The 26,457-nt window shown below is 62.5% G+C and carries 21 protein-coding genes and 1 tRNA gene; 16 read left to right on the top strand and 6 right to left on the bottom strand.

Annotation, left to right across the window (positions count from 1 at the left end; translation table 11 throughout):
* Positions 1–176 precede the first annotated feature (176 nt).
* Together J8C05_RS01460 and J8C05_RS01455 are read left to right on the top strand one after the other, a co-directional pair.
* Positions 177–5,177 carry a protein kinase domain-containing protein gene (locus J8C05_RS01460; protein WP_211422465.1) on the top strand — a complete coding sequence of 1,667 codons (5,001 nt, stop codon included), beginning with the start codon at positions 177–179 and terminating at the stop codon, positions 5,175–5,177.
* 74 nt (positions 5,178–5,251) lie between these two features.
* Positions 5,252–7,543, top strand: a complete 2,292-nt coding sequence (locus J8C05_RS01455) for an STT3 domain-containing protein (RefSeq protein ID WP_211422464.1) — start codon at positions 5,252–5,254, stop codon at positions 7,541–7,543.
* Here the strand turns inward: J8C05_RS01455 and J8C05_RS01450 are convergent.
* Entirely contained in the window at positions 7,513–9,510 is a 1,998-nt protein-coding gene (locus J8C05_RS01450) for a protein kinase domain-containing protein (protein ID WP_211422463.1), read from the bottom strand. The two genes, J8C05_RS01455 and J8C05_RS01450, sit on opposite strands and share 31 nt — an antisense overlap.
* A gap of 23 nt (positions 9,511–9,533) precedes the next feature.
* On the bottom strand, positions 9,534–10,517 hold the full coding sequence (locus J8C05_RS01445) for an L-lactate dehydrogenase (RefSeq protein ID WP_211422462.1): 984 nt from the start codon (positions 10,515–10,517) through the stop codon (positions 9,534–9,536).
* 313 nt (positions 10,518–10,830) lie between these two features.
* On the opposite strand from J8C05_RS01445, the gene J8C05_RS01440 reads away from it, so the two are divergent.
* Positions 10,831–11,058 carry a hypothetical protein gene (locus J8C05_RS01440; protein WP_211422461.1) on the top strand — a complete coding sequence of 76 codons (228 nt, stop codon included), beginning with the start codon at positions 10,831–10,833 and terminating at the stop codon, positions 11,056–11,058.
* A 176-nt stretch (positions 11,059–11,234) separates the two neighbouring features.
* Here the strand turns inward: J8C05_RS01440 and J8C05_RS01435 are convergent, their stop codons facing one another.
* Positions 11,235–11,444 carry a hypothetical protein gene (locus J8C05_RS01435; protein ID WP_211422460.1) on the bottom strand — a complete coding sequence of 70 codons (210 nt, stop codon included), beginning with the start codon at positions 11,442–11,444 and terminating at the stop codon, positions 11,235–11,237.
* A gap of 177 nt (positions 11,445–11,621) precedes the next feature.
* Between J8C05_RS01435 and J8C05_RS01430 the strand changes: the two genes are divergently transcribed.
* The 5 genes from J8C05_RS01430 (at position 11,622) to rplT (ending at position 15,231) form a co-directional block, all read left to right on the top strand.
* A tRNA-Val gene (locus J8C05_RS01430) sits at positions 11,622–11,696 on the top strand.
* Between the two features lie 152 nt (positions 11,697–11,848).
* Complete coding sequence (thrS, locus tag J8C05_RS01425) at positions 11,849–13,780, top strand: threonine--tRNA ligase (protein ID WP_211422459.1); 1,932 nt, start codon at positions 11,849–11,851, stop codon at positions 13,778–13,780.
* Positions 13,781–13,923: 143 nt separating this feature from the next.
* Complete coding sequence (gene infC / locus J8C05_RS01420; RefSeq protein ID WP_211422458.1) at positions 13,924–14,421, top strand: translation initiation factor IF-3; 498 nt, start codon at positions 13,924–13,926, stop codon at positions 14,419–14,421.
* A 113-nt stretch (positions 14,422–14,534) separates the two neighbouring features.
* The gene (rpmI, locus tag J8C05_RS01415; RefSeq protein WP_211422457.1) at positions 14,535–14,738 is read left to right on the top strand and encodes a 50S ribosomal protein L35; all 204 of its coding nucleotides are present in this window, start codon (positions 14,535–14,537) and stop codon (positions 14,736–14,738) included.
* Between the two features lie 136 nt (positions 14,739–14,874).
* On the top strand, positions 14,875–15,231 hold the full coding sequence (gene rplT, locus J8C05_RS01410; protein ID WP_211422456.1) for a 50S ribosomal protein L20: 357 nt from the start codon (positions 14,875–14,877) through the stop codon (positions 15,229–15,231).
* Positions 15,232–15,327: 96 nt separating this feature from the next.
* Here rplT and J8C05_RS01405 read toward each other — a convergent pair whose 3' ends face one another.
* Both J8C05_RS01405 and J8C05_RS01400 read right to left on the bottom strand, forming a co-directional pair.
* Positions 15,328–15,789, bottom strand: a complete 462-nt coding sequence (locus J8C05_RS01405; RefSeq protein WP_211422455.1) for a DUF1844 domain-containing protein — start codon at positions 15,787–15,789, stop codon at positions 15,328–15,330.
* 214 nt (positions 15,790–16,003) lie between these two features.
* Complete coding sequence (locus J8C05_RS01400; RefSeq protein ID WP_246840715.1) at positions 16,004–16,636, bottom strand: thioredoxin family protein; 633 nt, start codon at positions 16,634–16,636, stop codon at positions 16,004–16,006.
* Positions 16,637–16,880: 244 nt separating this feature from the next.
* Between J8C05_RS01400 and J8C05_RS01395 the strand changes: the two genes are divergently transcribed.
* Together J8C05_RS01395 and aroC are read left to right on the top strand one after the other, a co-directional pair.
* The gene (locus J8C05_RS01395; protein WP_211422454.1) at positions 16,881–17,822 is read left to right on the top strand and encodes a YihY/virulence factor BrkB family protein; all 942 of its coding nucleotides are present in this window, start codon (positions 16,881–16,883) and stop codon (positions 17,820–17,822) included.
* A gap of 48 nt (positions 17,823–17,870) precedes the next feature.
* The gene (aroC, locus tag J8C05_RS01390) at positions 17,871–19,058 is read left to right on the top strand and encodes a chorismate synthase (protein WP_281503757.1); all 1,188 of its coding nucleotides are present in this window, start codon (positions 17,871–17,873) and stop codon (positions 19,056–19,058) included.
* 20 nt (positions 19,059–19,078) lie between these two features.
* Here the strand turns inward: aroC and J8C05_RS01385 are convergent, their stop codons facing one another.
* Positions 19,079–20,059 carry an acetyl-CoA carboxylase carboxyltransferase subunit alpha gene (locus J8C05_RS01385; RefSeq protein ID WP_211422453.1) on the bottom strand — a complete coding sequence of 327 codons (981 nt, stop codon included), beginning with the start codon at positions 20,057–20,059 and terminating at the stop codon, positions 19,079–19,081.
* 216 nt (positions 20,060–20,275) lie between these two features.
* Here J8C05_RS01385 and J8C05_RS01380 point away from each other — a divergent pair, with 216 nt between their 5' ends.
* The 6 genes from J8C05_RS01380 (at position 20,276) to J8C05_RS01355 (ending at position 26,431) form a co-directional block, all read left to right on the top strand.
* On the top strand, positions 20,276–20,497 hold the full coding sequence (locus tag J8C05_RS01380) for a hypothetical protein (protein ID WP_211422452.1): 222 nt from the start codon (positions 20,276–20,278) through the stop codon (positions 20,495–20,497).
* 574 nt (positions 20,498–21,071) lie between these two features.
* Entirely contained in the window at positions 21,072–22,481 is a 1,410-nt protein-coding gene (iscB, locus tag J8C05_RS01375; protein WP_459543841.1) for an RNA-guided endonuclease IscB, read from the top strand.
* A 111-nt stretch (positions 22,482–22,592) separates the two neighbouring features.
* The gene (locus J8C05_RS01370; protein ID WP_211422450.1) at positions 22,593–23,519 is read left to right on the top strand and encodes a HipA domain-containing protein; all 927 of its coding nucleotides are present in this window, start codon (positions 22,593–22,595) and stop codon (positions 23,517–23,519) included.
* Entirely contained in the window at positions 23,516–24,271 is a 756-nt protein-coding gene (locus tag J8C05_RS01365; protein ID WP_211422449.1) for an HIRAN domain-containing protein, read from the top strand. Before J8C05_RS01370 ends, J8C05_RS01365 begins: the two co-directional genes overlap by 4 nt.
* A gap of 193 nt (positions 24,272–24,464) precedes the next feature.
* The gene (locus J8C05_RS01360; RefSeq protein WP_211422448.1) at positions 24,465–25,307 is read left to right on the top strand and encodes a 3-hydroxybutyryl-CoA dehydrogenase; all 843 of its coding nucleotides are present in this window, start codon (positions 24,465–24,467) and stop codon (positions 25,305–25,307) included.
* Between the two features lie 2 nt (positions 25,308–25,309).
* Entirely contained in the window at positions 25,310–26,431 is a 1,122-nt protein-coding gene (locus J8C05_RS01355; RefSeq protein WP_211422447.1) for a DUF4129 domain-containing protein, read from the top strand.
* Positions 26,432–26,457 lie beyond the last annotated feature (26 nt).

Below are 26,457 nucleotides of genomic sequence, written 5' to 3'. Positions count from 1 at the left end.
CAGCGGGAACTTCTCCCTATACTCTGCGGTTTCCTTCGCTTTTTTCAGCCCGGCGGCCTCCGGCGGCAGACTGGCTGCCCGGCGGGGTCGTATGTTGTCCAGCGCCCCTTTCGGTTGGCTACCGGCACCGTGTGCGGTGGATGCGCCCCGGACTCTCCTGCCCATAAGTTCCCGTCATGAAGTCCTGTCCGAAGTGTGGTGCGACCTACCCTGATGAATACAACATCTGTCCCCAGGACGGAGCGCCACTGGCTTCGGACAAACCCTCCACCGTGGCGCGTGTGGTGGACGGGAAATATCAGATTGTGCGCATGGTCGGACGCGGTGGGATGGGCGCGGTCTATGAAGCCATCCATGCCACGATGCAGCGGCGGGTCGCGCTCAAGATTCTCAATGCTGACCTGGTATCCAATCCGGCGGCCCTCGAACGCTTCCGCCGGGAAGCCCTGCTGTCGGGCCGCCTCAAGCACCCCAACGCCATCACCATTTATGACTACGGGATGAGCGCCATTGGTGAGGCGTACATCGTCATGGAGTTTCTCGAAGGGCACAGCCTGGGGCAGGAACTCCAGCAGGCCAAGACACTTTCGCCCCTCCGGGTCGTGTCGGTGCTCGCGCCGGTGTGTGACGCCGTGCATGCCGCGCATGCCGAGGGCATCATCCACCGCGACCTCAAACCAGCCAACATCATGCTGGAAAAACTGCGTACGGGTGAAACCGTCAAGGTGCTCGACTTCGGGATTGCCAAGCTGGCGATGAACAATCCCAATCTGATGAACCTTACCGGCACAGGGATCATCGGGACGCCGCAGTACATGTCGCCGGAACAGTGTCAGGCCCACCGGATTGATGGGCGGTCGGATGTCTATAGCATCGGCATCATTGCCTACGAAATGCTCACCGGCAAGCTGCCCTTTGACGAGCCGACGCCGCTGGCCACCGTCATTGCCCAGGTCAAACAAAAACCCAAACCGCTCCGCGAACTGCGACCCGAAATTCCCCAGGCGCTCGAAGCCATTGTGATGCGGGCGCTGGAGAAATCACCGGCCAACCGCTACCAGACGGCCGAAGAGCTGGCCGAGGCCTTTCGCAGCGTACAGCGCCAGCTTGCGCCAGGCAGTGTCTCGATCATGACGCCACAGGGCATCCCGGCGCTGCCGCCGGAGCCATCTCCGGCCGCCCCAGGCCCCTTCACCCGGGTGGTGCCGGCCGAGGCCCCGGCCCTGCCGAAATCCAGCACACTTCCGCCCAGTTCAGTTCATCTCCCAACCGGCATGAGCGGCGGGGAGTTTGTCGGTCGCACGCCGGAACTTGGTGTCCTCATTGCAGCCTGGCAGTCGGTGACCACCCGCCGGGGACGGCCGGTGGTCATCTTTGGCGAAGCCGGCATTGGTAAAACCCGCCTCATCGAACAGTTCATGATTCGGCTGGAGGATGTGGGCGAAGGCCAGCCGATCCTGCTGCGCCTGCGCTGCGACCCGACCCGCGCCGCCGCCGGACAGTTTCCCCTGTCCGACATCCGCATGGCCGCGATGGCCTACTTCAACCCGGAACTGCGCGCCGTACGGTCACTGTCGCCGGCCGATGAGCAGTTTTTGGATGGGACGTTCTTTGCCAACCTGTGCGATGAATCCTACACCACCAAGCTGGCCGCCCGGCTGGCCGCCGACCGGAACAGTTTTTTTGCCGACCTGACCTATCTGTGCCGCCTGCTGGCCCGGGAGCGGGGCGCGGTGCTCTTTCTCGATGACGCGCACCATGCCGACCCGCTTCTGCTGGATTTTGTCAGCCACCTGCTGCGTCAGACGCGCCAGGACCGGCTGCTGACCATCGTTGCCTGTCGTCCGTTCACGAGTCTGCCCGACGGCACACCCGCCTTACGGAACTGGTTGCAGTCACTGGACGATGTGGGCGGCTATGACCAGATCAAGCTGCCGCCGCTCTCCAACAGTGAAATCCGGCTGATGGTCGAAGGGCTGCTCGGCGCCCAGGTGCACCTGCCGGTCAGTGTCGCGCTGATGCTGGCCGAAGAAACGAAGGGCAATCCGTACTACGTCTGTGAAGTCGTCAACGCCATGATTGCCAGCGGGCAGATTTCGCATGGCGAGGAAACGGGCTGGGTCTGCCAGGATGTGGATGAGTTCGATTTGCCGGAATCCATTGTCGCGCTGGTCAAACCGCTGCTCGTGCGGCTCGATGACGACCTGGCTGACGTGCTGGCCCACGCGGCGGTGATTGGTGAGGAATTCACCTTTGACCTCCTGCAGTTCCTGACGGAGTCCACGGAAGAAGACCTGCTGCGGCATATCGAAAATGCCCTCAAACTGGGGCTGATTCGGGAAATGGCCGGCTGGCGGGAAGACCGGTACAGTTTTGTCAACACCATGGTGCACCGCGTGCTCTACCGGCGCATCACCCGGCGGCGGCGGAAGCGGTTGCATGCCCGGATTGCCGAGCGCCTGGAGCAGCAGGCCACGTCACCACGGGCTTCGGCAGCGGCGCTCGGACGCCAGGATTTCACGGCCAGCGATCTGGCCTACCACTACTTCCGGGCGGAGGAATGGCGCAAGGCCATTGAATACGCCCTTGAAGCCGGTTATGCCCGCTGGAATCTCTACGCTTTCGCCGATGCGGGAAAGTTCTTCGGGTGGGTTGCCCAGGCGCTCAACCGCCTTCAGGGTGATGCGGCCAAGCCGCCCCTCAGCCCCGACGAGGAAGCGCGCTACCATCTGACCTATGGCAACCTGCTCATCGAGTGCGCCCAACCTGACGATGCGCGGCAGGCGCTGGAGCGCGCGCTTGAACTGTGCCAGGCGCATGAGCTGACCTGGCTGGGGCGCACGCAGGTCAGTCTGGCGCGCCTGTGCAATCTGACGGGTGATGCCGAAGGGGCCCTGCAACTGACCGCAGCGGCCCTGCCCACGCTCCGCGCCCGTGAGGATGCTTCCGGTTTGTGCCTGGCCCTGCTTGTCACCGCCACGGCCCACGTCGAACGCGGCCGCCTGACGGCGGCACTCCAAGCCGTTGACGAAGCCCTTTATGTTGCCGAACGGGCCGGGGATCGCAGTGGCCAGGCGGCCGCCCGTCTGGTCAATGCGGCTGTCAATGCCCAGCGGGGCAAGTTTGCCGAAGCCCTCTCCGACGCCCGGCAGGCGCTGACGATGGCGCGCCATCTCGGCAATATCTTCGAGGAACGCCGGGCGCTGGCACTCCTGGGTTTCATCCACCTGCAACTCGTTCACCTGGACGAAGCGCAGGAATGCTATGCCGGCTCCCTGCGCATTGCCTACGCCCTCGGCCACCGCTACGGCGAGTCCGTGGCGCTCAATGGACTGGGCGAAGTCTTCATGCGGCGGGGCAACGACACGGAAGCCATGGAGTATGTCCAGCAGGCGGTGGACATCGCCCGCGACATCGGCAACGGCGCGGCCGAAGCGCGCTACCTGCTCAATGTCGGGCGGATTCGGCGGCGGCGCAGCGATGCCAAGTCCGCCCTGAGTACGCTCCAGGCGGCCCTGCTGCTGGCCGAAACGGCGGAAGTCACCCCCATCGAAGCCGAAATTCTCACTGAGATTGGCGATACCCAGCGCGCGGAAGGCGACTTCGCAGCAGCGGAAACCTGTTATGCCCGCGCGCGCGAACTGGCGCGGGAAGTGGAATCGCCCCATGTCCGGTGGATGGCCGCCTACGGTCTTGCAGAATGCTTCATGCAGCGGCAGGACTTTGCCAACGCGCAGGCGGCCATCGAAGAAGCGCTCTCGGTGATTACCACGCTTCAGACCGATCTTCCCGAAGACACCGTAGCGTCCGCCTTCCTGGAAGACAAACGGCCGGTCTTTGACCTCAAGGTGCGGCTTGACCGCGCCCTTGCCACGCGCCCACTGGAACCCAAAGCCACCGTGGCCCTGAAAGCGGACCAGGCGCCTGCCGGCAAAGCCACCTCACTGCTGGATGAAACCGGGTCCATTGCGGCAGTGCCAGTCAGCGCCAAGGCCGAAAGCGCCAAGGCCGAAAGCGCCAAGGCCGGGGAAGTGAAAACCGCCCCCCCGATACCGGAGCCGGAACCTACCAAATGGCTGGCTTCCACCCCACCACCCCCGCCCGTACCGCCACCGGCCGCCAGGCCGCCGGCCGTCGCAGAGCCGGGTGGGGCTGAAATGCCAAGCGATCTGGATGCCCTGCACAGCCTGACGATGGCACGCAGTACGGGACGTGGGAGCGAAGCGAGCGAGTTTTCACTCGAAGAACTGCTCAACGACGTGGCGGCCTTTGCCGAAAACCTCGGCATGGGTGAGCTTTTCAACAGCGGTCGCCTGGCGGAGACCATCGTCGAGGACCAGAGCCGGGCACCCGCCGCGCCGCGCCGTGACGCGCGCCCCACCCAACCGCACTCCCTTCAGAGCGTGCTGCACAGTGTCGTATCCCTGGAATCCACCTGGCGCGAGATGCTTCAGACGGCACGGGCCACCGGTGACCGCGACATCGAGCGCAAGGGCCTGATGCTGATGGCATCGGCGTTTCACAGCCAGGGACAGGTGTCCCGCGCCCGCGACTGCTACCAGCGGGCCGTTCAGATCATGCGCGAAATCAACGACCGCGCCAGTGAAGGGGCCATGCTCAACAACATTGGCGATACCTTCCGGCAGGAAGGGCGCTACGCCGATGCCCTGGCCTATTACCGCCTGGCGATTCGGAGCGCGCGTGAAAACAAGAACCAGCGGGTGCTGGAAATGGCGCTCGTCAATGCTGCGCAGATGTACACCCGCACCGGCAACCTCCGGGAAGCCCTGCAACTGCTCGAAGAAGCCCAGTTGCTCAACCGCACCACGGATGACGCCCAGGTACGTGCCGAAATGCTTCAGACGCTCGGTGAAGTCCATCTCATCCGCAAGGAACTGACCCTGGCGCTCGACCGCAGCGTGTCGGCCGCCGCAACGGCCCGGGAACTGGGGGATCGGGATGTCGAATGGCGCGCCCAGTGGGTCATCGCGCGCTGCCGCTGGGGACGGGGTGATCGGATGGAGGCACTGGCCGCCGCCAACCTCACCCTGCAGGCGCTGGAAACCCTGCTTGAAGAAGCCAACCCACACGACCAGAAACGACTCTCCCGCGAGCGCAGCGACATTGCCGCCGTCGTGGAGGAATGGCGGCGCATCACCGATGATTTCAAAGCGTGACGCTGGGAAACGGAGCCTGGTCTCCGGGCCGCCATGGCGTGCAGCTCCACTCCCCGGAACGGAGGTGGGCTGAGATGGCAACCACGCTGGCTCCGCCGCCGACCGGCGTGCGCCGTCTGCTGTACCGTTCGGCCGTGATGCTGGCGCTCATCTATCTGCTGGGGCTTGCCATCCGGCTTTCCAATCTCGACGGCGTCTTCACGGATTTCGGCATCTTTCCGATTTCGACGGACTCGTTCTACCACCTGCGCCGCATTCATTTCGCGGTCGCGCACGGCCTGCAGGTGCCCGACGTGGATCACTACGTCAACTTTCCCGATGGCGCGCGCGTCAACTGGCCCTTTGGGTTCGACTGGCTCTATGCCTTTGTGGCGCAGGCGACCTACACCCTTTTCCAGGGGAGCGGCCGGCCGGATGAGGGCTGGACAACGGCTGTCGCCTGCTGGCTGACGCCGCTCCTCGGAGCGTTCACGCCTTGCCTGGGCTATGCCATTGCCACCCGCCTGGGCGGCGTCTGGGCCGGAGTGACGGCCGGACTTATCCTCGCCTGGCTGCCCTCGCTCTGGGTGGTGTGCGCCGTGGGCTATGTGGATCACCACGTTTTTGAGTCGCTCTGCACGGGACTCTACCTGTGGGCCGTCGTGCGGGAGCATCCGGCAAACCGGCACGGAGTCGTGGCTGGCAGCGCCCTCGCCATTGGGCTGCTCTGTGCCACCATCCTGCCCCTGCTCGTCGGGCTGCACGCCCTGGTCACCCTGGGGGGATCGCTTCTGTACCGTTCCGAGCCGGCAGCCCGGCAGGCGCACCTGCGCGTCAGTCTCTGGGCGTGGCTGACGCTTCTCATCTGGCTGGCGCCCTTTGTCGCAACCCGGATGGCCGAACCCCACGGTGTCAACCCGGCGCTCATGACGGCCTGGCTGGCTGGCTGGCTGGCAGCCGGGGCCACACTGATCGCTTTGGGCTGGACGACGGCAGGTAAGGACAACAGCCAAAGCTGGCACCGGCAGAGCGGGTGGTTTCTGGCCTGGGCCGGGCTGGGTGTCGGCGTCCTGCCCCGCCTGTGGCCAGGCGAGGTCTGGCATTTCGTGCAGTACGGCGTGCAGCACATCGGCGCGGCCGATCCGTGGCTGGCGACGATTTTCGAGAGCCAGCCGTTGCTTCAGTCGTCCTTTGCCGACACCACGAACAACTACACCGGCTTTCTCTGGCTGCTGCCGTTGGCGTGGGTGGCCGTGGCACGGGAGGCGTGGCCGAAGTCCCGGCCGGACGCCGTTCCGCACTGGATGATCTGGGGTGTTTCCCTGCTCACGACAGGATTGGCGCTGCTTCAGCTCAAGTTCAGCGGCCTGTTTGCCGTCCCCTTTGCCGTGGTCATCGCCTTGGCGCTGGTTCGGCTGCCGGACTGGCTGGCCCGCTGGTCACAACATCAGACGCGCCGCTGGGCCATCCTCCCGGCCGTGCTGTTTGCCGGAATGCTGGCCCCGACGGTCAACTTCACCATTGGCGCGCCAACCTATCTCGTCTCACCGACCGGAGCGTTCGTGGATGCCGAACCCACCCTGCGCTGGCTGGCAACGCATACGCCGGCGACGAGTCCACGGGGTGATGCCCCCCATGATTACGCCGTTCTGTGTGACTGGACGCCCGGCCACTGGGTCATCGGGGTTGCCGGCCGACCAACCGTGGCGTCCCCGCTCGGTCACACGCAACCACTGCGCATGGGCATCCGCGACGGCGCGGCCATGCTGGTATTGCCGCCGGAAGCGTCTTTTCAGCTTATGGAAGCGCGGCGGGTGCGCTACGTCCTCATCACGCCGCTCTCACCCAAAGCGACGGCGCACAATGCCGCCTGGGACCCGGCCACCGGAACATCAACCCCATGGGAAGACTGGAACGAACGGATGAAAGCTTCGCTCTATGCCCGGCTGGTGGCCGATGAAGGTATTCCCCGGGGTGACGCAGCACTGACCCAACTCCGTCTGGTGTGTGAAAGCGACTTTGAAACGGACTATCCTCTGTTCAAGCAGCCGCATGCGGCCGCCAAGGTCTTCGAGCGCGTGCCGGGCGCGCTCATCACCGGACAGACCACCCCCGGCGCGCGGGTGCAGATCAGCACGCGCATTCGGACGTATTTCCAACGCGAGTTCGATTACCTGGATGAAGTCGTGGCCGATGCTGAAGGGCGCTTTGCCCGGCGGGTTCCGTATGCCCAGCAGAAGTCGCCGCTCACCACGCTGGCCGCCGTGGCTCCCTACCGCATCGTGACCCCGGAAGGTGTCTTTGCCGCCGTGGCCACCGAAGCCGACATCACCCAGGGGCGGACGCTGCAGCTGACTCAGGTGACGGAAGAAACGGCTGGGGACTGAGCCGCCTGCCGCAGCATCCCGGCCAGAGCGGCCGCCGTGGGACGCGCTTCCGGTTTTTTGGCGAGGGCGGCGTCAATCGCGCGCACCAGTGCCACTGGCGCGTCGGGCCGCCAGTCCCGAATGGGCGCGGGGGTGGCATGCAAAATGGCATCCATCACGTCGTAGTAGGACTTCCCATCGAACGGCAGCCGGCCGGTCGTCATTTCGTACAGCACGATGCCCAACGAAAACACATCTCCGGCCAGGGATACCTGGGTGTCATTGGTTGCCTGTTCGGGCGACATGTAGGTGACGGTTCCAACCAGAACCCCGGCTTCGGTGATGTCCGACACGGCGCGCAGGTGATCATCCGAACTGGAGAGCTGGGTCCAGCCCGCCGTGGCATCGAGCTTGGCCAGGCCGAAGTCAATGATGCGCACGTTGCCCTGGGCATCGAGTTGCAGGTTGGAAGGTTTGATGTCGCGGTGAATGACACCAATGGCATGGGCGGCAGCCAGGCCCTCGGCGGCCTGGGCGCCAATCCGACACACTTCAGCGCAGGGAAACGGCCCCTGTTCACGGAGGTGCTGGGCAATGGTTTTGCCCCGGACGTATTCCATCACGAGATAGGGCAGCCCGTCGGCTTCCCCGATTTCGTACAGGGTGGCGATGTGGGGATGGTTGAGGCTCGACACCATCCGCGCTTCCCGCAGAAAACGCTGACGGGTTTCCGCCTGATGGGCATAGCAGGCTTTGAGCACCTTGATGGCGACCTTGCGCCCAAGCTCCGCATCGCGGGCCAGAAACACCTCCCCCATGCCGCCGCCGCCGAGCCGCTCGATGACCTCGAAACGTCCCAGGTGGGAAGGCACAGGCGGCGGCCCCTCCACCCCGAGGCGACGCGCTGTGTCCCGTGACGTGGCGCGCCGCGCGGCCGGCATTTCAAGGGTCGGCGGGACGGCCACATACTCACCGCTGCCGCCGCGTCCGGGATGCAGCACCACGGGCAGAAAGCGCCGGGAGAACCAGCGGGGCTTGCCGTCGGACCCGGTGAGGATGTACCCGGCGCGCTTGAAATCCTCAAACACGTAGGTGTGCTCGCGCAGCACCGGCTGACCGTTGGCCATTGCCTGACAGACAGCACGTTCATCGGCGGAAAAGTGCTCCCAGAGGTAGCGAAAGTGACCCCGCACTTCGTCGTCGAAGGCCTCCTCGATGGCCGGGATGTCGAGGCGACCCGCATCCTGGAGCTGCTCGAAATAAATCGAGCAGGCGATTTGCAGGTAAAACGGGAAGTTTCCGCTCAGGCACCGGATGTCCTCGGCATAGGGGGCCAGTGGGAGACCGCCCTGTTCGGACGGACGGGTGATGAGTTCATAGGCGTCTGCGTCGGGAAAGGCCCGCAGGTAGATGTTCGTGAAGATGTTGAAAAAGGGCGAGTCGGCAATCTGGTCGGCGTGGCACAACTCCTGGAGTTCACGCCCGGAAGAAGTCACGTAGGCAACTTCGTAGTTGTTGGCCAGGGAGCGCAGAAAGGCAAAGAAGTCCGCCGAAAACGACCGGTTCGAGGTCAGTACGTCAAACTCATCGAAAATGGCGATGAGTTTGCGCCGCTCGGCCCGCAACTGGTTGAGGACGGCATGGATACCGTCGAAACCCGGTTTTTCCGTCACGGGCATGGCGGCGCTGCGCTGAATTTCCACCAGCCAGGTCTGCAGGAAATCGTCGAGCACCACCCGCCGGCGCTGCTGAAGGTCCATGAAGACGAACACGTATTCGTCAGGGCGGGCAAGGTGCTGGCGCCGCACCTCGGGGACGCACAAATAGTTCAACAGCGACGACTTGCCGATGCGCCGATCACCCACGACGGCGATGGACTGCGGACGGTCGGCGCCAAGGCGGGAAAAAATGCGGGCCACTTCCCGCCGCCGTCCGTAAAACTGGGCTGGGTCACGAATCGCAACCCGGTTGAGGTAGGGATTCGACATCGTTGGCTGATCAGGCCGGGGTGTCACCCGGCTCCCTGGGTTTTCGGTTCCTGTCCGGCGTGACCGGGCAGGGCTTCGCCGATGCGTTCGCGCAGGACGTTGGCCGAATGGTGCATCGCCGCCAGTTCGGCGTCATCCAGTTCCGGTAGAATACTCGTTTCGAGTCCATTCTCGCTGACGATAGCCGGCAGACTCAGGCAGACGCCGGAGATACCGTACTCACCCTGAAGCCGCACACTGACGGGCAACACGCTGTGCTGTCCATCGAGAATCGTCTGCACCAGCCGCGCGATGACCAATCCGATGGCGAGGTTGGTGTAACCTTTCCGCTCGATGATGTCGTAGGCGCTGCGGCGCGTCCGCTCAAAGATGGCATCCAGCGCCGGACGGTCGTAGGGCCGGCCGTTAATGGTGTTGCCCACGAGGCGCAGGCCGCCGATGCGGGCATCGCTCCAGACCGGAAATTCCGTGTCGCCGTGCTCGCCCAGGATGTAAGCGTGCACCGAGCGTGGGTCCACGCCGTAGTGTTCACCAAGCAGGCTTCGGAAACGTGCCGTGTCCAGCATCGTTCCGGTTCCGAGGATGCGCTGCGGTGGGCGCGTGGAAAGCTCCTGGGCAACATACGTGAGCACGTCCACCGGATTGGTGGCGATGACCAGCAGGGCTGTCGGCGCGTGGCGGTCAAGTTCGGTCAGGATGGCGCGAAAGACGGCAACATTGCGTTCCATCAGGTCGAGCCGGGTTTCGCCAGGGCGCTGGCCGACGCCGGCAGTCATGACGATGACCTGCGCTTCGGACAGGTCGGCATAGGTGCCGACCCGCACCCGCGTGGGGCCGGCAAAGGTCTGTCCGTGCATCAGGTCGAGGGCTTCGCCTTCCGCGCGGCACTGGTCCTTGTCGAGCAGAATGAGGTCGCTCGCCGTCTGCTGCATAAACAGGGCATAAGCAGCGGCAACGCCAACATTGCCGGTGCCGATCACGCCTACCGTTCGTTTCTGAATCGCCATGGTCGGCCGCTCCCTGGTGCGTTGGTTTCACTTACTTGTGCCAGCATACAATGTCTGGAGTAAACTTGTGGTCACACGTTCCCCACAACGCCTTTCAGCGCCCCCCCACCACACCTTTTGGGCAGCCAAGCCTTCCCGGCGCTGACCAAAACCTGGTACACCTCCATGCGTATCACTTCCCGCTGGCTGTTTCTTGCCCAGTGGCTGGGACTGTTTTTCATTTTGACCGTTCCAGCCCAACAGGCCATCGTCAACCTGCCTTCAGCCGAACCTGCCTTCAGCCGACATCACCCCCAAGGGACGACACTTCATCATGCACGAAACCCAGTGGCGCCCGTGGAATCCGGGGCGCTACTGGTATGCAACCAACTTCTATTGCTACGGCATTGGCAAAAACACCGAACTGGCGGTGACGACCTACAACAGCGGGACGCCACAGGCGCTGAATGAAAACATCGGTGTCGGGTTCAAAACGGCGCTGCCCATGTTTCAGAAACGGCATCCCGCCTGGGAAATGAAATGGAGGTGGGGCAGATGGTGACGTACAACCTGCGGGGGCGTGGGCTGGGCGGATTTACCTACTCCCACGGCAGCCTGGTGTTACCCTAAACGCACACCCGTCTGACGGCTGGCGTCAGCTTTGGCACGGAAAACCTCTTCAAGAAGACGACCGTTCACCCTATCGCCGCAGTTGAGCAGCCCCTCATCAAGCACCGGCTATACCTGCTGGGCGAGTGGTTTTACGGCCGGCATGACTTTGGCTTTTTCACCCCCGGCGTGCTCTTTCACCCGACGAAAAACCAGATCATCGTGGTGGCCTACAAAATTCCGAATCATCCAGGCAACGGCAAAAGCGGAATTGTCTTCGAGTACGGTTTCTTTTTCGGCGGCAAAGAAAATGGTTCCGGAACCGATACTGACGGACATGACCCTGACCACTCCCCTCCGGCTTCCCCCACCACCACACCGCCCACGAAACCGGCACCCCGCCCCCAGCCGGTTCGGGAACTGTAACGTAACGCAGATTTCTTTTGACAGCCTTTGGCCAGGCCAGTATTCTTTGGGACTTGCTGTTGCACCGCCAGCCGGTGTCGGGGTACTTGCAGTCGCGTAGCTCAGGGGTAGAGCACTACCTTGACACGGTAGGGGTCCACGGTTCAAATCCGTGCGCGACTACCACTTCCTTCACCCCAGCCCACCAAGCTTTACGGTGCATCGGTCTGGTTGCGCCACACTTGGGCGCGGCGCGGGAGACGCCGGCTGGGGTGTGGCAGATTCAGGGCGGGCGACGCCGCGCGTACCAGGCACGCCCGCTTCGTTGTTGTCTGGTTATGGAAGTGTCACCGGCTTCGGCATCCGCTCATTCCCGCCTCACGGCCTTTCAGGTGCTCCAGGCCCGCGATCCGGGCGTGGCCAAACGGGCGCTCGCCGTGCGCGTCAATGGCGAACTGCGGGATACAAGCTGTGAAGTTTCCGCGACGGATACCGTCGAGCCGGTTCTGCCCGAAGACCCGGAAGCGCTGGAGATTTACCGTCACTCGACGGCACACCTGCTGGCGGCCGCCGTCCTTGACCTGTTTCCGGGGACAAAACTCGGCGCCGGCCCCGCCCTCAAAGACGATCCCAAGGGTGGGTTCTACTACGACTTTCTCCAGGAAAAGCCTTTCACACCGGATGACCTGGTGCGCATCGAGAAGCGGATGCGCGAGATCGTCAAACAGAACACGCCCTTTCGCCGGGTCGAGATGCCGCGCGAAGAAGCCCTGCAAAAGTTCAGTGCTGACGAACTCAAATGCTACTTTATCGGTGAGAAGGGCGGCGAAAATCCCAGTTTCTACACGCTGGGCGACCAGTTCATTGATTTCTGTCGTGGGCCGCATGTGCCGAGCGCCGGACGGATCAAGGCGTTCAAGCTGCTGTCCATCGCCGGGGCTTACTGGCTGGGCGATGAGCGGAATCCGCAGATGCAGCGCATCTACGGCACGTCCTTTTTCACCCAGGAAGAACTCGACGCCTGGCTTCAGCAGCGCGAAGAAGCCGCCCGCCGTGACCATCGCCGGCTGGGCAAAGAGCTTGACCTGTTCAGCTTTACGGATGAAGTCGGCAGCGGGCTGGTTCTGTTTCATCCCAAGGGCGCACTCATCCTGCACCTGTTGCAGGAATTTCTCTACGAAGAGCTGTTTGCCCGCGATTACCAACTCGTTCGCACGCCACACGTGGCATCGAGCCGGTTGTGGGAAACGTCGGGGCATACGGCCAAGTACCGGGGTGACATGTACCCCCCGATGCAGTTCGAGGATGAGCCGCTGGAATACCAGCTCAAGCCGATGAACTGCCCGTTTCACATCCAGATTTACAAGTCCCAGCCACGCAGTTACCGGGAGTTGCCGCTGCGCTACGCCGAAATGGGCACGGTGTACCGCTACGAGCGGTCGGGTGTGCAGCACGGCCTGCTGCGGGTGCGCGGCTTTACCCAGGACGACGCCCACCTGTTCTGCACGCCGGAAACCCTGGAAGCAGAAATCATCGGCTGCCTGGAGTTTGCCCAAAAGGTCTATGCCACGTTCGGGTTCGAGTACCGGATTGAACTCTCGGTACGTGACCCTGAAAATCACGCGAAGTACTTGGGCGGACCCGAAGTCTGGGCACTGGCGGAAGCGGCGCTGACGCAGGCGCTCGACCGGTTGGGGCTGGCCTACACCCGTGTCGAAGGCGAAGCTGCGTTTTACGGCCCGAAGATTGACATCAAGGTGATTGACGCCATTCGGCGCACCTGGCAACTGGCGACAATTCAGGTGGATTTCAATCTGCCCCAGCGTTTTGGGCTGGAATATATCGGCGCGGACAACCGCCCGCATCCGCCCATTATGGTTCACCGGGCGATCTTGGGTTCGCTCGAACGGTTTTTTGGGCTTCTCATCGAGCACTTCGGAGGCAGGTTTCCCGTCTGGCTGGCGCCGGTGCAGGTGGCGGTTCTGCCCATCGCCGACCGATGGAATGACCACGCCGCCGGGATCGCCCAGACACTACGGCAAGCGGGGCTGCGGGTTGAGCTGGACGCACGCAGTGAAAAGATTGGCGCCAAGATTCGGCAGGCGCAGTTGCGCAAAGTTCCCTACATGGTCATCTTGGGCGACCGTGAGGCAGAGACCGGAAACCTGGCGGTGCGGACACGCAGTGACGGCGACATCGGGACATTTTCCGTCGGCGATTTCATCGCCCGTGTCACGCAGGAAGTTCAGCAGCGTGTCATCACGCCCTAGCGTGTCATCACGCCCTGGCAACGGCCGCGTCCGGTGCGCGGTCAAAGGACAATCGGCATGGTCCGGCATGGACGTTGCCCCAGCAAAGGAGTTGTCGTATCGCCATCTCACCCAATCGAAGCACCCGCGACCGTGGCCCGCAGGTGCCCACGAATGAGCGCATCCGCCATCGTGAAGTGCGGGTCATTGATGAGGACGGAAACCAGCTCGGTATCATGCCGCCCCAGCAGGCACTGGCCATTGCCCGGGAGCGGGGGTTGGACCTGGTCGAAGTGGCCTCTCAGGCCAACCCCCCGGTGTGTCGCATCATTGACTACGGCAAGTGGCAGTACGAGCAGAAGAAGAAGCAGCACGAAGCCAAAAAGAAGCAAACGGTTATCTCGGTCAAGGAAATCAAGCTTCGGCCCAGCATTGGGGAGCACGACTACGAGTTCAAGAAAAACAACGCCCTGCGGGCGCTGGAGGACGGGGATAAAGTGAAGGCGTCGGTGCGCTTCATTGGACGTGAGATTACGCACCGGGAACTCGGCGAGCGGGTTTTGGCGCGGCTCGAAAAAGACTTGGCGCATGTGGCCACGGTTGAAGTCCGCCCCAAGATGGAAGGGATGACGATGTTCGTCATCTTTACGCCCAGGAAGTGACCACACCTCGCGTGCCGGGGTGAGGTGCCGGTTGGAAGCGCCTTCCGGTGCGCGACCCCGGCAGCGCCTGCGGGCGCACTTCGCCAACAGGAAGAGACAGAAGGAGAAAGCACATGCCCAAGCTGAAAACACACAAGGGCGCGGTCAAACGTTTCCGCTCAACGGCCAACGGACGGTTCAAGCGCGGACACTCACACTGCCGCCACATTCTGACCAAGAAATCTCCGAAACGGCGGCGTCATCTTGACTTGGACACCTACGTTTCACCAGCCGATGAGCCAACCGTGCGCCGGATGCTGCCCTACGGCAATCGGTAAGAGGTGTCAGGAGACAGCCGCTGCGGCCCATTGGGCGGCAGCGTGCAATCCAGCCGGAAGTATCGGCCGGGCGGAAGGATAGCTGCAAGGAACAGGCTTTTCTGAAGTTTGTGCGTATTGAGGAGTCAAAAATACCATGCCTCGTGTAAAACGTGGGAACAAACGATTACAGCGACGGAAGAAGATTCTCAAACTGGCCAAAGGCTACAAGATGACCAAGAGCAAGCTGTATCGCTCCGCCAAGGAATCCGTTGAGCGGGCGCTGAAGTTTGCCTATATCGGCCGCCGCATCAAGAAACGCGACTACCGGTCACTGTGGATTGTGCGCATCAACGCGGCGGCACGGCGCAGTGGTTTGAGCTACAGCCAGTTTATGCACGGTCTCAAGAAGGCTGGCATTACACTTGACCGCAAAATCCTGGCTAATCTGGCCGTCACGGACGAAACCGGCTTTGCCAGCCTCGTGTCGCGGGTCCGGCAGGTGCTGGCCTGAAACGCCAGCGCCCATCTCAGTCTTGCTGTCCTAATTGTCGGGAACCGTCTTTGCAGCGCAGGGACGGTTCCCTCCGTCTGTCAGGTGGCTTCGGCATCAGGCGTCCTTGCGTACCTGTGCCGCCATCCGCTTCGTGATGGCCACGAATTGCATCCGCAGGGAAGCGACGGTTTCCTGGAGTTGGCGCTGTTCGGCAGGCGCCAGGTTGCCTTTGGTCTTCTCCAGCAGCATCGCCAAAACGTCAATGTAGTGCCGTCCCCCCTCGATGTCCGGCGGCAATCGCCCGTACTGTGGATGCTCGATGAGACCGAGCATCATCATGGCGTTGGTGGCCAACTCCAGCACAAAATCACTGAACAGGGGGTCTTCCCTGGGCGGTGTCGGCTGATCCGCAGGCGTGCTGGCGCTCTGGGGGGAAACCGATGGTTCACCGGTTGACCGTGTGGACCCGGATTCAACCCGCGATGTGTCCTGTTCCACATCCGTGCGGAGTGTTCCATCGGGATTGAACAACCGACGGTCACTGACTTTGAATGATGAGGGTACTTCTTCGCTCATGGGGGATTTCTCTCTCCGGTGCTGACGCTGGGGCCGTGGCGTCAGGGTGTCTGGTTGGGGTTTCTTCCATGTCAACCCGGCACGGAAAAGACCTGGCGACACACACCGGGGAGTATCGGCCTCCCTCTGCATCGCCAGGTTCGCTTTGCCCGGGTCTCACCGGCCGGCGCCGATCCGCTCTCCGTCCGGCCATCCTTACATCAGGTCTGCCAAGTTACTGATACTTGACACTGCACCCATAAGGCTTCGTCGTGGCGACCGCCACCGGCTTGCCGGCCATCGCCGCGTCGAGGGCGGCTTCAACGTAGTTGACCTTGGCCTTTTCGTTGGGGTCCGTGGACACGGAATCGTCAATGGCGCCCTGGTAAATCAGATTGCCTTCGGGATCAATGACGTACATGTGGGGCGTCGTTTTGGCCCCGTAAGCCTTGCCAATAGTGCCATCGGTGTCAATCAGATAGGCTGTTGGCGCGGCATTCCGCTCCTTGATTTTGGCGTTGATTTCAGCGGGGCTGAAATGGCCCTGCTTGCCCACCGCAGATGAGTTGATGGAAAGCCACACCACGCCCTTGGCGGTGTACTTGCGCTGGAGCGCCTGCATGTTGCCGCTCTTGTAGTGCCGCACCACGAAGGGACAATCGAAGTTGACCCATTCGAGCACGACGAATTTGCCCTTGAAATCGCTGAGTGAGTGTTTTTTGCCGTTGCTGTCCACGGCCGTGAAGGGTGGCGCCGGCGTTCCGGCTGGCGGCGTCGCCGTTGCCGTATTGGCGGCCGTACAGGCCGCCACAAATAGCGCGGCGGCCAGCATGCAAAGCACCGACGCACGTTTGAATGCACTTTTCATTGTCTGAATACCTCGTGAAGAAGTCATCGCAGGAAGTCGTGCCGCATGACGCGGCTTGTCAAAGCAGTGGCGCTGTCGAGTCAACGGAGCAGGCACCCGGTTGTTCCCGAAACAACCGGGACGCATTGTAGTTTGGCGACGGCCGGCTGACGATACCTTTTGGCAGGCGGATGGTTACTGTGCCTTGAAATCACCGCCTTGCCTTCGGCAACCTATGCACGAAAAGCTTTTTTGGAATTCGGACATGCCTGCTACCACACTCCCTGCCAACCAGGCCCCCAACGTGGCTCCGCCGCTGGCAACTCCGGGGCAACTGGGCTTTTTCTACCGCATTGGACTCACGGCCCGCCGCATTTTTCCGGCAATTGCCGACCTGGCCAGCAACGAAGTCTATGTGCTGGCCTCGGCCATTGCCTTCAACGCCCTGCTGGCGCTCTATCCCTTTCTGCTGCTCGTACTGTTGACGTGCCGCGAAGTCCTGCACTGGAACACGGGGGTCGAAACCACGCTGTTTCTGCTCAAGACGACTTACCTGCCGGTTGCCGAGGATTTCATTGTGCGCAACCTGCGGGTTGTGCTGGAAGAGCACACCAACCGGGGTGTGGCGGTGTTCTCGATTGTGGCGCTGATTTTTACGAGCGCCGGTATTTTCACTCCGCTGGAACTGGCGCTGAACCGGGCCTGGCGCGTCAAACAGCCCCGGAGCGGCTGGAAAAGCCAGTTGCTCGCCATGGGACTCGTACCGGTGTGTGGCGTCTGTTTCCTGCTGATCGTCGCCCTCACGGCCGGTATGCAATGGTTGGCCACACAACTGCTCGGCAACGCCGGAGTGCCGCGCCTAGCATCCTTCATGACGCTTGTCGGGGCCAAGGTGCTGTCCCTGCCCATCACCATCGGCATGCTTTTCGGGCTGTACATGATCCTGCCGAGTGAACGTCCGGCGGCGCGGCGGGTGTTGCCGATGGCCGTCTGGGTGGGACTGCTGTGGGAGGCGGCGCATTATGTTTTCGTCGCCTGCCTGCCGCTCATTGACTTCCGCAAAACCTACGGCCCGTTTTACGTGACGGTCTCGCTTGTGATGTGGGCGTTTGTGTCTTCCCTGCTGCTTCTGCTGGGGGCCAACCTGGCTGCGCTCGACGTGGCTTCCCGGCCGGGCGCGCCGCCTTCCCCGCCGGCAGCGCGCTAGCCGGACGAAATCGGAACGGTTGAATAAAGGGTGAAAGGATCGGGTGTTATGTTGCGTTTCATCACGGCCGGCGAATCCCACGGGCCGGCGCTGGTCACGATTGTCGAAGGTTTGCCGGCCGGGCTACCGGTTGACGTTGCCGCCATTGATGCCCAGCTTCATCGGCGGCAGCTCGGCTATGGACGCGGCGGCCGCATGAAGATTGAACGTGACCGGGTTGAGGTCCTTTCCGGGCTGCGCCACGGTCGGACGCTTGGCTCGCCGGTGGCGCTGCTCATCCGCAACGCCGACTTCGAGAACTGGCAGGCTGTCATGGCCAGCCAGCCGACGCCGGAGTGGGATGCCATTGCCGATGATCCGAAGAAGTCGCGCCGCGTGACGCGCCCGCGGCCGGGCCACGCCGACCTGGCCGGCGGACTCAAGTACGCCACCCATGACCTGCGCGACATCCTGGAGCGCGCCAGCGCGCGTGAGACCGCGGCGCGGGTGGCGGCCGGGGCGCTCGCCCGGCAGTTGCTGGCCGTGTTCGGCGTCGAAATTGCCAGTCACGTCATCCGCGTCGGGGGTATTCCGGCCGACGACATGCTGGCCGATGCGCCGTGGGAACGTATTGCTGCTGTTCAGGACAGCCCGGTGCTCCGGTGCATTGACCCGGCCATTGAAGCCGAGATGGTGGCCGCCGTGGATGCGGCCCGCGAACGTGGTGACACGCTGGGCGGCGCGTTTGAAGTCGTCGTCCGGGGGCTACCGGTCGGGCTTGGAACACACACCCAATGGGACCTGCGGCTTGACGGACGCCTGGCCCAGGCACTGATGTCCATTCAGGCCGTCAAGGCGGTTGAGATTGGCGCTGGCGTCGCGGTGTCGCAACGTTCCGGTGCACAACTGCACGACGAAATTGCCTACGACGGAACGGGTTTCACCCGCCCCACCAACCATGCCGGCGGACTGGAAGGGGGCATGACCAACGGCCAGCCGCTGCGTCTCCGGGGACACCTCAAACCCATTTCGACGCTCCGCCGTGCGCTGCAAAGTGTGGATGTCCTGACGAAGGAAACCCAGGCCGCTGCTTTCGAGCGATCAGACACAACGGCCGTGCCGGCCGCCGGTGTCATTGCCGAAGCCATGACGGCCCTGGTGCTGGCGCAGGTCTGGTGCGAGAAATTCGGCGGCGACTCGCTGGTGGAAATGCAGCGCAACGTGGCCGGCTACCAGGCGCAGGTGGCAGACTACTGAACCCACTACTGAACCCGGCTTCAGTTCTCGACGACGAAGGCCCCCAGCCGACAGTAGCGCGCATACCGCTGCTCGATGAGTTTTTCCGGCGACAGCGCGCGCAGTTCTTTGAGTTGCCTGATCAGCACCGGCCGCAGATTTTCGGCCGCGGCGGCATGGTCGGTATGGGCGCCTTCCCCCGGCTCAGGAACAATCTCATCCACGATCCCGGCTGCCTTGAGCGGTTCCGGCGTGATTTTCATGGCGGCGGCGGCCAGGTCCGCCTTGTTGGCATCCCTCCAGAGAATGGAAGCGCAGCCTTCGGGCGAAATGACGGAATAAATCGTGTTTTCCAGCATGTCAATGCGGTCACAGGCGCCGACGGCCAACGCGCCGCCCGACCCCCCCTCGCCGATGATGATGCCTATCGTGGGCGTCGGCAGCCGCATCATTTCGATGATGTTCCGGGCAATCGCCTCTCCCTGCCCCCGCTCTTCGGCTTCGATGCCGGGATAGGCCCCCGGTGTGTCAATGAACGACAGGATCGGACGCCGGAACTTGGCGGCTATCTGCATCAACCGGATGGCTTTGCGGTAGCCTTCCGGCTTGGGCATGCCGAAGTTGCGGTATTTGCGGTCTTCCATCTTGCGCTGCTTGTAGTTGGCTTTCTGCTGCCCGACGATGAACACCGGCTCCCCTTCAAACCGGGCAAAGCCGCAGACAATGGCCGGATCATCGGCAAAGCGTCGGTCGCCATGCAGTTCGTGAAAGTCGGTAAACAGCAGGTGGATGAAATCCAGGGAATACGGACGGTCGGGGTGCCGGGCCAGCCGAACCCGGTCCATGGGCGTCATCTCATGCCTTTCATTCGCCTCGCCTAGAATTTCCGCCTGTAGTTCACGGACACGCGCCTGGAGTCTCAGAATTTCAGCATCCTGTGCCGGAGTGTGGGGCGCGGCGGAAAGCTGCGCCAACTGGGATTCCAGAAGCTTGATCTGTGCCGCTTTTTCCGTTGATGACATCCGTGGACAACCAAAAAACGATGGGTTTGGGAACGAAGGCGTTGACTCTAACCATCAGCGCGCAGACCGACAAGAGACATCCACGTTTCACCTGGCCCGGCGCGTGCGGGTTGCGCGCTTTCCGTTTCGGGGCAGGGACTGACTTGCAGCCGGTTACTGACTGGATTACGTTCGTGCCACGCAACCCGCCATGCACAGCCAAGGAGATGGATGGTCATGCCACAGGGAACTTGTCCCGAGTGCAAAGCAGCGATTCACGTAGATGAGGATGCGGATAAAGGCGACATCATCGAGTGTGATGAATGTGGTGCCATACTCCGCCTGGTCGGACTCGACCCGATTGAACTCGACCTCGAATCGGACTACGACGACGAGGACGAGGACTACGATGACGATTATGACGACGACGATGACGACGACCGCGACCGGTACTACTGATGGCCGTCCACAGGGGGCGGGTCTTTGGAACAGACCTGGGGGTGTCGTTCATGCTTCCCTTCCGGCGCTGCCGCGCCCGTAAGCCACAGGGAACAGCCGCAAGAAAACCACCTTTCTTTTTTCTGTCTGAACTTCCTTGCCAGCGGCGGGTCAGCGAACACGGCACGCCCCGCCGAAGGATGCTTCGCCCTTTGTGAAGCTGTCTGAGTGGTTCAAAGTGCCGACGCCGGTCGGTGTCATCACAAACGCCGGTCAACTACCCCGCCCTGAAGGGCGGAGCTTGTTCACTACCCCGGCCCAAAGGCCGGAGTTTTGGGAGCAAGCCGGGTTGACCAGGAAAAGCGGTATCCAACCCGCTACGTTGGCAACAGGTCGTCAAGACCCACTCCGGGATGCTTCCTCAGTCCCGGACACTGGAAGGTGGGGATCATGCTGGTGAAAGGTAAAGCGCCGAAGGTTCTCATCGCTTCCGCAAGGAAGGAGCCGGTTGCAGACATTTCCGAGGGGAGATGGGCCGCAAGGCTCACGTCACAAGTCCCGTAAGGGACCGTTACAGGAGGCGTCAGACTTGGCAGTGTTTGTCCTGGACAAGCGGAAGCGGCCGCTGATGCCGTGTTCCGAAAAACGGGCCCGGCTGTTGCTTGAGCGCGGACGCGCGCGGGTACATCGGCTCGTGCCATTCACGATCCGTCTGGTTGATCGGACGGTGGAAGCGTCCGTCGTGCAACCTGTGCGGATCAAGATCGACCCGGGAAGCAGGACCACGGGCCTGGCGCTGGTTCGGGAAAGCGAAGAGGTTGACGCCGAAACGGGCGAAGTGCGCCAAGCCGCGCATGTGGTGTTTCTTGCGGAGTTGTCCCACCGGGGCCACGCGATCCGGGATGCGATGACGGCCCGCCGGGCGTTTCGGCGAAGACGCCGAAGCGCCAACCTGCGCCATCGCGCCTGTCGGTTCGCCAATCGTCGGAAGCCTGAAGGATGGCTTGCCCCATCGCTGCGCCATCGGGTGGAAACAACGCTTTCCTGGGTCAATCGGCTTTGCCGCTGGACACCTGTGACCGCAATCTCGCAGGAACTGGCGCGCTTTGATATGCAGGCGATGCAACATCCCGAAATTCGGGTGCGGACGGTATCGGTAGGGGCGGCTTCCGAAGCCGCCCGTACATACGAGGTACGCGAATACCTGCTGGAGAAGTGGAAGCGTAAGTGCGCCTACTGTGACACGCAGGATGTGCCGTTGGAGATTGACCATATCCATCCGCGCTCAAAAGGCGGCAGTCATCGGGTGAGCAATCTTGTGATCGCTTGCCGAACCTGCAACCAGAAGAAGGGCAACCGCGATGTGGCGGAGTTCCTGGCCCGTGACCCGCAGCGATTGGCGCGCATTGAAGCGCAGGCCCTATCCCCGCTGCGTGATGCGTCAGCGGTCAACAGCACCCGCTGGGCGCTTTACGCGGCGCTGAAGGAAACGGGTCTTCCGGTTGAGGTGGGTACTGGCGGCCGGACGAAATTCAATCGCTTGCGGTTCGGTATTCCGAAAACGCACGCTCTCGATGCCGTTTGCGTGGGGGATGTCGCCGCCGTGCGTGGCTGGAGCGTGCCGACCCTTGGCATCCAGTGCGCCGGACGCGGCAGCTACCAGCGCACACGGCTCAACCGGCATGGCTTCCCACGCGGATACCTGACCCGCAGCAAACGCCACTTCGGATTTCAGACGGGCGACATGGTGCGGGCGGTGGTGACGACTGGCAGGAAGGTGGGCACGTATGTTGGTCGGGTTGCCATTCGCGCCAGCGGCAGTTTCAATCTCCAGACCAAAAACGGTCTGGTGCAAGGGATTCATCACCGGTTCTGTGCCTTGATGCAACGTGCCGACGGTTATGGGTATGCGTGGAGCAGGACAGCTTTGGTGAAAGAAGAAGCGGGAACAGGAGCCGCGCTATCCCTCTCCGCCCTTCAGGGCGGAGTCTCCCGCGCAATTTAGATGAGTGAAATTGCGTGACTCAGGGCTGAGGCCCAGTCCAGTCCCGCGCCAGGACAGCCAAGACGGATGTGGAAGTGATGCTCGTGGGTACGCAGCCGGTAGAATGAACGCATGGGCGAGTTTTCCATACGCCGGGTTGACCGCTCGCTTTCGCAATCCGTCGAACCACTGGGCAGCAAGCCGAAGTTCTGGTTTAGCGACGGCAACCGGCGGCTGCTGTTCAAGGCGGAAGACCGGGGAACCGGCGAGGACTGGGCCGAAGTTGTCGCCTGTCACCTGTGTGGTTTGCTGGGCCTGCCCCACGTCAAATACGAACTGGCGGCCGAGTACGACGGCGAGCAGTACATTCGTCCCGGCGTGGTCTGCGAGAACATGACCCACAAGCCCTTCGTGCTGGTGCTGGGCAACGAACTGTTGCTGGCGGCCGATCCGCAGTATCCCCAAGCACAGCGGTTCAAGGTCCGGCAACACACAGTCGAAGCAGTATGCGACATCGTTGCACAGCTAAGCCCTCCATCTGAGGATTGGATGACGCATGTTCCCCCCGGTATTGAATCGGCCCTGGATGTTTTCGTCGGATATGTCCTGCTGGATGCCTGGATTGCAAACCAGGATCGGCATCACGAAAACTGGGGAGCGCTCCGGGATGGCAGCACGTTGCGGCTGGCCCCGACCTTTGATCACGGCGCAGCACTGGCAAGGAATCTCCTTGACGAAGAGCGGGAAGAACGGCTGACGAGCAAGGATCGGAACCGGACGATTGCGACATTTGCGGCCCGGGGGCGGAGTGCCTTCTACAGTTCACCCGCCAGCAACAAGCCGTTGGAGTTGCGTGAGGCATTCCGGGCCTTCGCTGCCTATGCTCCAGATGCGGCGCGTGCGTGGCAGGAGCGGCTGCGGACGGTGAACCGGGAGGGAATCCGGGGTATTCTGGAAAGCGTGCCGCCGGCGCGCATGTCCGAAACGTGCAGGAATTTCACGCTGGAATTGTTGCTGACGAACCAACGTCGGCTGCTGGAACAGGACAAACGGCAATGAACTCCCTTTTTGTCGCCTGGCGTCCGCCTATGCCCGATCAAACCGGCTGGCGGCCCGTCGGCCGGCTGGAACACGATGGCGGACTCTACCGCTTCTGTTACCTGCAAGGCGCACGGAAGCCAGGGTTTCAACCGTTCGCGGGAATGACGAACCTGAACCAGATTTACGAATCAGATGAGCTGTTTCCGCTTTTTGCCAACCGGCTGCTGTCGAAGGCCCGGCCGGAGTATGAAGCCTACCTGCGCTGGAGCGGCTTCGACACGGACAGCCCACCTGACCCCCTCGTGATCCTGGGAGTGACGGAGGGACTTCGCCGGACGGATGCGGTTGAGGTGTTTCCCTGCCCCGTCCCCGACGCGGACGGCTGTTACCTGAACAAGTTTTTCCTGCATGGCGTTCACTGGATGCCCCCGGCAGCCCTCGAACGAATTGCCCGACTGGCCCCGGAGGAACCGCTGAAGATCATGCTCGACCTTCAGAATGAGTATGACCGACATGCCGTGGCTGTCCGCACCGGGAACGAGCCAATGCAGATTGGCTTCGTGCCGCGCTACCTGGCGCATGACATTCGGCAGCTTGTGAAACAGTGCGACACCGAATTCATCAAGCTGTGTGTCGCGCGCGTGAACCACGATGCCCCCTTACAGAATCGTGTCTTGTGTCGGATGCACGCTCGCTGGCCGGACGGCTTCCAGCCGTGTAGCGGGGAAGACTTTGCGCCGATTCCGGCCGGCGTCTCGGTGTACTGTTAGTGCATTTCGCCGGCTGGCATCGAATCGTGGACGCACCTGTGCATGGCCCGACGGGCATCGTGCAAATCAGACTTGGCCCGCTGGCTACGGTGACAAAATGACTGTGCAACACACCGGGCGTTGCGCTACGGTATTGACGCCACGCCATTAGTTCCAGTCGTAACTGTTTATTGCGCAAGGATTACAAGAGTGTATGGGTACATTTGCCGTGATTGGCGCGGGAACGATGGGCAGTGGGATTGCCCAGGTGGCCGCGCGCGCCGGATTCCAGGTCGTGCTCCGGGATATTGCCCCGGAGTACCTTGACCGTGGACTGGCAGCCATCCGTTCCAGCCTTGAACGCGATGTCAAAAAGGAACGCCTGACCGTTGCCCGGCAGGAGGAAATTCTGGCCCGTATCCGCCCGACAACGGAACTGGCGGAGGTGGCCGGCGCAGAAATCGTTGTCGAGGCCATCATCGAGAACTTCGATGCCAAGGCCTCCCTGTTCCGTGAACTCGACGCCCTGACGCCCCCGGAAACGGTTCTGGCCACCAACACTTCCTCGATTTCGATTACAAAGATCGCCGCGACGACCAAACGCCCGGCACAGGTCATCGGCATGCACTTCATGAATCCCGTGCCGGTCATGCCGCTCGTCGAGGTCATCCGTGGCTGCGCCACCAGCGAGGCCACCGCCAGCTACGTCCTCGAACTGGGCGCCAGACTGGGCAAAACCTGCCTGATGGCCAACGATTTCCCCGGCTTTGTCTCCAACCGGATTCTCATGCCCATGCTCAACGAAGCCATGTTTGCCCTCTACGAAGGCGTCGCCACCCGCGAGGCCATTGATGGCATCATGAAACTCGGCATGAACCATCCGATGGGACCGTTGACGCTGGCCGATTTCATCGGACTCGACGTGTGCCTGGCCATTCTGGACGTGCTCTACGAAGGTTTTGGCGATCCGAAGTACCGGGCGTGCCCGCTGCTGCGGCAGTATGTCGCCGCCGGCTGGCTTGGGCGGAAAACGGGACGCGGTTTCTACGAATACTGACCATGAATGGTACCAGAGGCGATACCGGACGGCTTCGGTTCTGCCGGATAGGGTGGTGGCTGTGCCTGCTGCTCGGCACACTCCCTGTTCAGTCCGCCGTGCCGGAGGAAATGTCGCTGGATGAGTATCGCACGCGCCTGGCGCAAGCACGGGAAATCATCGAAAAAGCCCGGGACATCCTCGAAAACCCCTACCAGGCTTCCCCCACCCGGACACCCGCGTTGGACGACAACGAATCCGAAGGCGCTGTGGCGCCCTTGGACCGCTGCCTTCCCCCCCGTGACCGGGAAGCACTGTATCGGCTTTTGCCGGAGCACCCAGGCATTACGACCCCGACCGGCCGGCTGACCGTGGACAACCGAAGCCTTCGCGCGGCCCTTGACGAACTCTGTCAGGCTATGGATGCGATGGACATCCACGAACGGCTACAGTCCCTGAAAGCCCATATCGCCATTCTGGAGCACCACGCCAACGATGTACCGGATGGGCCCACAGCCAACGTCCAGGAAATTCTTGCCCGCAAGGACTTTCAACCCATCAGAAAGACCAAGACCCCGCTTGAGCACCTGCAGGAGTGGCTGGTGGCGTGGCTGGAAAGGATTTTTGGCAGAATGCCCCGGGGCCAACCATCTGACGCCGAAAGTGGTGGGCTCTGGTCAAACCAGTGGGTGCAAATGGGCCTGTGGGTCAGCCTGACGCTCCTGCTTGCCGGTGGGGCCGTCTGGCTCGCACGTCGCCTGCGCCGACCGCCAACCGATGCGGAAGACGGGACACGGATCATTCTGGGCGAACCCGTCGCGCTTGATCTGGATGCCGACGATCTGCTGGCACAGGCGCAGGCTGCGGCTGAAGCCGGCGACTGGAGACAGGCGGTGCGCAAGGTCTATATTGCCCTGCTCCACGAACTCGACCGGCGGGAAGTGATCTTGTTGAACCCGGCCTGGACCAACCGCGAGTATCTCTCCGCCGTCCGCGCCCAGGCGCGTCTCTACCCGGCAATGCACGAGCTGACCGACCGCTTCGACCGACTCTGGTATGGACAACGCCAGGGCAGCCGGGAAGATTACGAACGCTGCCTGTCACGTTACCAGGAAGTGCGCGCCGCCCTGCCGACCACCGCCTAGTTTTGCCTGACCTGTTTTGCCCGGCC

It is taken from the genome of Chloracidobacterium sp. N, assembly GCF_018304765.1.
In the GTDB taxonomy this organism is placed as follows: Bacteria; Acidobacteriota; Blastocatellia; order Chloracidobacteriales; family Chloracidobacteriaceae; genus Chloracidobacterium; species Chloracidobacterium aggregatum.
Note: the sequence above shows the minus strand (reverse complement) of the source record. Positions and strands in the feature narration are given on the sequence as shown.

What these genes read in the sequence shown, in the direction of transcription:
- J8C05_RS01400 (WP_246840715.1), bottom strand. Translation starts at nt 16,636, where the DNA reads ATGAAAAGTGCATTCAAACGTGCGTCGGTGCTTTGCATGCTGGCCGCC.
- J8C05_RS01365 (WP_211422449.1), top strand. Translation starts at nt 23,516, where the DNA reads ATGAACTCCCTTTTTGTCGCCTGGCGTCCGCCTATGCCCGATCAAACC.
- rplT (WP_211422456.1), top strand. Translation starts at nt 14,875, where the DNA reads ATGCCTCGTGTAAAACGTGGGAACAAACGATTACAGCGACGGAAGAAG.
- J8C05_RS01385 (WP_211422453.1), bottom strand. Translation starts at nt 20,059, where the DNA reads ATGTCATCAACGGAAAAAGCGGCACAGATCAAGCTTCTGGAATCCCAG.
- J8C05_RS01440 (WP_211422461.1), top strand. Translation starts at nt 10,831, where the DNA reads ATGCACGAAACCCAGTGGCGCCCGTGGAATCCGGGGCGCTACTGGTAT.
- rpmI (WP_211422457.1), top strand. Translation starts at nt 14,535, where the DNA reads ATGCCCAAGCTGAAAACACACAAGGGCGCGGTCAAACGTTTCCGCTCA.
- J8C05_RS01455 (WP_211422464.1), top strand. Translation starts at nt 5,252, where the DNA reads ATGGCAACCACGCTGGCTCCGCCGCCGACCGGCGTGCGCCGTCTGCTG.
- J8C05_RS01460 (WP_211422465.1), top strand. Translation starts at nt 177, where the DNA reads ATGAAGTCCTGTCCGAAGTGTGGTGCGACCTACCCTGATGAATACAAC.
- J8C05_RS01395 (WP_211422454.1), top strand. Translation starts at nt 16,881, where the DNA reads ATGCCTGCTACCACACTCCCTGCCAACCAGGCCCCCAACGTGGCTCCG.
- aroC (WP_281503757.1), top strand. Translation starts at nt 17,871, where the DNA reads ATGTTGCGTTTCATCACGGCCGGCGAATCCCACGGGCCGGCGCTGGTC.
- J8C05_RS01360 (WP_211422448.1), top strand. Translation starts at nt 24,465, where the DNA reads ATGGGTACATTTGCCGTGATTGGCGCGGGAACGATGGGCAGTGGGATT.
- thrS (WP_211422459.1), top strand. Translation starts at nt 11,849, where the DNA reads ATGGAAGTGTCACCGGCTTCGGCATCCGCTCATTCCCGCCTCACGGCC.
- J8C05_RS01435 (WP_211422460.1), bottom strand. Translation starts at nt 11,444, where the DNA reads ATGTCCGTCAGTATCGGTTCCGGAACCATTTTCTTTGCCGCCGAAAAA.
- J8C05_RS01450 (WP_211422463.1), bottom strand. Translation starts at nt 9,510, where the DNA reads ATGTCGAATCCCTACCTCAACCGGGTTGCGATTCGTGACCCAGCCCAG.
- J8C05_RS01405 (WP_211422455.1), bottom strand. Translation starts at nt 15,789, where the DNA reads ATGAGCGAAGAAGTACCCTCATCATTCAAAGTCAGTGACCGTCGGTTG.
- J8C05_RS01445 (WP_211422462.1), bottom strand. Translation starts at nt 10,517, where the DNA reads ATGGCGATTCAGAAACGAACGGTAGGCGTGATCGGCACCGGCAATGTT.
- J8C05_RS01370 (WP_211422450.1), top strand. Translation starts at nt 22,593, where the DNA reads ATGGGCGAGTTTTCCATACGCCGGGTTGACCGCTCGCTTTCGCAATCC.
- J8C05_RS01355 (WP_211422447.1), top strand. Translation starts at nt 25,310, where the DNA reads ATGAATGGTACCAGAGGCGATACCGGACGGCTTCGGTTCTGCCGGATA.
- J8C05_RS01380 (WP_211422452.1), top strand. Translation starts at nt 20,276, where the DNA reads ATGCCACAGGGAACTTGTCCCGAGTGCAAAGCAGCGATTCACGTAGAT.